This window comes from Arthrobacter sp. H41 (assembly GCF_000520535.1).
Taxonomy (GTDB): domain Bacteria; phylum Actinomycetota; class Actinomycetes; order Actinomycetales; family Micrococcaceae; genus Arthrobacter_D.
In genome coordinates, this window is the sequence record NZ_KI914830.1 from 1 (window position 1) to 4012 (window position 4012).

General features: G+C 66.1%; 5 protein-coding genes. 2 read left to right on the forward strand and 3 right to left on the reverse strand.

The window, feature by feature from the left end; all coding sequences use genetic code 11:
- Positions 1-711: 711 nt before the first annotated feature.
- The 3 genes from Y705_RS0114540 to Y705_RS20310 are packed head-to-tail and all read right to left on the reverse strand — an operon-like array spanning position 712 to position 2242.
- On the reverse strand, positions 712-1566 hold the full coding sequence (locus Y705_RS0114540; protein WP_026533382.1) for an SURF1 family cytochrome oxidase biogenesis protein: 855 nt from the start codon (positions 1564-1566) through the stop codon (positions 712-714).
- Complete coding sequence (locus tag Y705_RS0114545) at positions 1567-1863, reverse strand: hypothetical protein (RefSeq protein ID WP_026533383.1); 297 nt, start codon at positions 1861-1863, stop codon at positions 1567-1569. It abuts the gene before it with no gap.
- Positions 1856-2242 (reverse strand): DUF3099 domain-containing protein, encoded by a 387-nt coding sequence (locus Y705_RS20310; RefSeq protein WP_253908642.1) that lies wholly within the window; start codon positions 2240-2242, stop codon positions 1856-1858. The genes Y705_RS0114545 and Y705_RS20310 overlap by 8 nt, the downstream gene beginning before the upstream one ends.
- A gap of 112 nt (positions 2243-2354) precedes the next feature.
- On the opposite strand from Y705_RS20310, the gene Y705_RS0114555 reads away from it, so the two are divergent.
- Positions 2355-3116 (forward strand): beta-ketoacyl-ACP reductase, encoded by a 762-nt coding sequence (locus tag Y705_RS0114555; RefSeq protein ID WP_444826194.1) that lies wholly within the window; start codon positions 2355-2357, stop codon positions 3114-3116.
- Positions 3117-3199: 83 nt separating this feature from the next.
- Positions 3200-3949, forward strand: a complete 750-nt coding sequence (locus tag Y705_RS0114560; RefSeq protein WP_026533385.1) for an SDR family oxidoreductase — start codon at positions 3200-3202, stop codon at positions 3947-3949.
- The last annotated feature ends 63 nt before the right edge of the window (positions 3950-4012 follow it).

Sequence of the window (4012 nt, forward strand, 5' to 3'; positions counted from 1 at the left end):
ACGTGCCGGAGTAGGCGGGCGGCGACCCGCCGGATCAGCCAGGCGAGCACGACGGCGGCCACCACCGCAGCAGTCACGGCGATGATGGGCAGCGATGCGGTGAAGAAGTCGTCCATAGTTTCACCGTGTCAGACCGCAGGGGGGTGCTGTCCAACCCGGCAGCCAGTTGCCGGGCTACGTACAGCCAGAGCACAGGCTGCACGCAGGCAAAGCTCGTCACCTGGGTCCTGCCGGCCATAGTGCGGAGCGCTCGGGCCCGGATGTGTCCTGTGTAACGGCCGGTCGCGCCGGCTACAGGGTGTGGGGAATGGTGCGTCGCGGGAAAAGCGTGGCGTACTGTCGCCGATACATCTTGCGTCCCTCTCGGTCACCCTGTCCACGACGGGCATCACCTCAGTGACTTCGCAGCGAGTACTTCCCCCACATAAGCCGCGCGTGTGGTGTCAAAGGAGCCGCGGTCTCCCCGGGCTGGATGGTGAAGAAGTCGGTCATTGGATTGCCCCTGACGGAGGTCAGGCGAGACCAGGACCCCTTCCCGGCATCACCGTATCCTCCGCCCTGAGGCTGAACAATCAAACCGGGCTACTCGTCGTGGAAACACCCGAGTCCGACGACGAATGAGGGCTCTCTGCTGGAGTCATCAGGATCGACGCTTCGGACGCTTTCACGAGCATTCCTGAGGTACCGCTTCGGCGCACCGATGGACATACCCTAGGAAATGCCCCGCGCATCGAGGATGGCGTCTTCCTCTTCCTCCGATGTAGGCCTCCGCCGGGTTGCACGTTTCCGCGCACGCGGATTTGGGGAAGTCCTGCGCATCCCGGCATCGTCCTCTTCCTCGGTGTCGACGAGGTGCTGCTGGCGCGCGGCGTAGCCGAGACCGACGAAGAGGAGCACGCCGAACGCGAACCACTGCATCGAGTAGGAAAGGTGCGGGCCCTCGTTGACCGAGGGCTTGGGAAACTGGATCGGCGCGACGGCGGCGGCCGGGCTTTCCGAGGCCATCAGACCGTAGGCGCCGGTCTGCACCGGATAGTCGAGGCGTTCGGCGTACCCGGCAAGATCGATCGAGGGGATCTGACCCTCGGGAGCACCGCGGTCGACCGCGGGCTCGCCGGGCCGGACGCGTGCGATCACCGTCACTTCACCGTCGGAGGGCGCGGGGACGGTGTCGGGTCTGCCGGCTTCCTCGTTGCCGATCGGCAGCCAGCCCCGGTCGATGATGACGGCAGTGCCGTCGTCGAGCCGAAGCGGCGTCAGCACCTCATAACCCGGCCGGCCGTTCAGGGGACGGTTCCGGACGATGACCTCGTTGTCGGTGTCATATACTCCCTGAAGCACTACCGGCGTCCATTCCCGGTCGGTCGAGTAGGAGTCGAAGGAACTGTCGCCGGCGTCGTACGGCACCGGCGCACTCTCATAGTTCGCCTCGATGCGCTGGATCTCGGCCACGGCGAGGTCCCGGCGGTCCATCTGCCAGTTGCCGAGGCCCGCGCAGGCAGCGGCGAGGACGACGACGAGAGCGAGCCACGCCAACCAGCGCGGGGACAGAAGGAAGCGGTACACCTATGCGCCTTCCGGTGCGGCGGCACTGCCTGACGGCGGAGGCGCGCCCAGCGGCACCGTCTCTTTCCACAGTCCGCGGGTCTGCAGGTAGTCCTCGAACCATCCGACATGCTCGCCGCAGGACGCCCAGGCCTTGCGCCGCTCGGGAGTATGGATGCGGGGGTTGTTCCAGAGCAGCTGCCAGCCGGCGTCGGCGCGGCAGCCCTTCCGTGAGCAGACGGCGGAACCGGGATCGGGGGCTGGTAGGTGGCTTCCCCCGAGGGCGTCGAGGACGTTGAGAGCCGGTCGGTCAGGCATGCCGTGAGTGTCCTTCGTCGACGATCTCACCGGACAGGACGTCGTCCGGAGAGTCGGGCGCGGCGTCGCTCACCCTGGCTTCGATCTCGCGTACCGGCGCCCGATCGAGGAGCGCGTCGCTATGGCGAATGTCGCTCGTATCACTGCCGCCGTTGGCGAAGATCACGGCGAAGTAGGGCAGGAAAACAGCTCCGGCGATCATGACCCACTGGAGCCAGCCCTCCACCACGAACACGAGGACAAAACAGACGAGGCGGATGCCCATGGAAACCGAGTACTTGATCATCCGCGAGCGCATCTCGTCGGTGTGGGATTCGCGTGCGTCGGAAATGTTGTGGACATCCGAGTTGTGCTTGCGCTGCCTTGTTTGCTTACTCATCACACTCCATAGGGACTGCATCTATTGTCTCACCGCAGGGCCCTTTGTTAAAGTTGGGAGGCTCGCCGCTAGGATCGACGGGATACTTTGACAACGTCTAGGTGGGCACAATGTGTCCGAAGAAGCGGAGGGCCTTGTGCAGGCGGAAAACCGGAGCACGGATACGCAGGGGGGACGGAGCGTCCTGGTGACGGGCGGGACCCGGGGGATCGGCCTCGCCATCGCGCAGGCATTCCTCGCCGACGGCGACAAGGTTGCCGTCACCTACCGGAGCGGGGAAGTCCCGGAAGGGATGCTGGGCGTTCGGGCCGACGTCACCAGCATGGAGCAGATCGACGCTGCGTTCACCGAGGTGGAGGCAGCACACGGTCCCGTCGAGGTTCTCGTCGCCAACGCAGGCATCACGCGCGACACCTTGCTGCTGCGCATGAGCGAAGCCGACTTCACCGACGTGATCGATACCAACCTCACGGGTGCGTTCCGGGTGGTCCAGCGGGCGTCCAAGGGCATGATGCGGCTGCGCAGGGGGCGCGTTGTCCTGATCTCGTCGGTGACGGGACTGTACGGGGCACCCGGCCAGATCAACTACTCCGCATCGAAAGCCGGGCTGGTGGGGATCGCACGGTCGCTCACCCGGGAACTCGGCTCCCGCGGTATCACCGCCAACGTGGTGGCGCCCGGCTTCATCGACACCGACATGACGGCAACGCTTCCCGAGGACACCCGGAAGAACTACCTGTCCACCATTCCCGCCGGCCGTTTCGCCTCCCCGGAAGAGGTGGCGAAGGTTGTCACGTGGATCGCGGGCAAGGACGCCGCCTACATCTCGGGCGCCGTGATTCCCGTCGACGGCGGCCTCGGCATGGGTCACTAGGGGCGCCCGCCCAGGACCAGCCGGGCACCACTACCGCAGGACAATCCCGAACACTTCGCACGAATCCGGAAGAGGAAAAACATATGGGTACGTTGAACGGCACAGGAGCAATCGTCACAGGGTCATCACGGGGGATCGGGGCCGACGTCGCCCAGCTCCTGGCGGCCGAAGGCGCCTCGGTAGTGGTGAACTACCGCCAGAAGGCACCGCGGGCCAATAAGGTGGTCGCAACGATCGAGGCCGCCGGAGGGAAAGCCGTGGCGGTCGGAGCGGATCTCACTGCTCCTGAGGGCGCAGCCGCATTGATCGCGGCTGCCCAGGAGAACTTCGGGGCGCTGAACCTGCTGATCCTCAATGCGTCCGGTGGCATGGAGACCACCATGGGCGAGGACTACGCGCTGAGGCTCAACCGCGATGCGCAGGTCGACATGGTGAAGGCCGCGTCGAACGTCATGCCCGCCGGATCGCGCATCGTCTTCGTCACCAGCCACCAGGCGCACTTCATCGACACCGTCGAGACGATGGAGGCCTATGTGCCGGTGGCCCGGAGCAAGCGCGCGGGTGAGGACGCGCTGCGGAATCTCCTCCCCGAGCTGGAGGACCGGGGCATTTCGCTGGTGGTGGTGTCCGGCGACATGATCGAGGGAACCGTCACCGCCACTCTCCTCGACCGGGCCACCCCCGGTGCCATCGAGGCACGCCGCGAGGAGGCGGGCCGGCTCTACTCGGTGTCCGAGTTCGCCGCGGAGATCGTTCGGATGGCCACTGCCGAGGTCCCCACCGGCCACACCGAGTACGTCGGGGGAGCGAAGGACTTCCTCGCCAAGAGCTGACGATCGAGGAGCGGGTCACGCACCCGCGAAGTGGCGGACGACGTCGAGGAAGGGCAGATCGAC

Excerpts from the sequence above, each read along its gene's own strand:
- Y705_RS20310 (WP_253908642.1), bottom strand. The coding sequence starts at position 2,242 with ATGAGTAAGCAAACAAGGCAGCGCAAGCACAACTCGGATGTCCACAAC.
- Y705_RS0114560 (WP_026533385.1), top strand. The coding sequence starts at position 3,200 with ATGGGTACGTTGAACGGCACAGGAGCAATCGTCACAGGGTCATCACGG.
- Y705_RS0114545 (WP_026533383.1), bottom strand. The coding sequence starts at position 1,863 with ATGCCTGACCGACCGGCTCTCAACGTCCTCGACGCCCTCGGGGGAAGC.